At 58.7% G+C, this 729-nt stretch carries 1 pseudogene; it reads left to right on the top strand.

The features are described 5' to 3' along the window. Window positions 1-535: pseudogene (locus IVB36_RS06290) on the top strand (HlyD family secretion protein); the annotation flags it as partial. Window positions 536-729 lie beyond the last annotated feature (194 nt).

The following is a 729-nucleotide window of genomic DNA, read 5'->3' as shown; positions in this document are numbered from 1 at the left end:
GATCGGCGGCGTCAACACGACTGTTGCGCAAATGCAGGCGCAATTGGAGAGCGCCACTTGGGAGCTGGCGCAAACAACGATCCGCGCGCCTGCCGACGGTTTCGCGACGGCGGTGGCCTTGACGGTGGGCGATCGCGCCTTCCAACTGCGCTCAGCCATGCCGTTCATCGTGGAGAATGAAATTACAATTGTCGGGACCTTTGCGCAGAACGGATTTCAGACCATCAAGGCCGGCGCACCCGTCAATATCGTCTTCGACAATGATCCAGGCCGCATTTATCACGCCAAAGTCACCGAAATTCCAAAAGGAATAGGTCAGGGGCAGATTGCCGCATCCGGGACCCTGGCGCGGACCAATGCAATCGGCGGCGCCTCGGGTTTTCCGGCTGTGATCTCCATTCCGGACGAAATGAGCGGCGGGTCGCTCAGGCTCGGCATGTCCGGAAACGCAACTGCTTTTGCCCCAAATGCGGGGGTTATTGGCATGCTCGCCTCCATTCTGGTCTGGGTGAGCTCATATACGGCATACTTATAACGACCTCCGGACCGTACAAATTCATATCAGGCCAGGCGATCCGGCTTGCATATTGCATACATGCACGCTCCGCGTTGACCACCGGGGCGCCACCACTTACTCTCGCATCTTAGCGTTTTTGCTCTACTGCGGCCTCGGCCGATGGTTCGGTGCACGCAGCAGATCACATCCGGAGTTTGTTCGGGCCTCGGCCG

The organism is Bradyrhizobium sp. 35 (genome assembly GCF_023073215.1).
Taxonomy (GTDB): domain Bacteria; phylum Pseudomonadota; class Alphaproteobacteria; order Rhizobiales; family Xanthobacteraceae; genus Bradyrhizobium; species Bradyrhizobium canariense_D.
The sequence above is the reverse complement of the archived record's forward strand: the minus strand, read 5'-3'. Positions and strand labels throughout refer to the sequence as shown.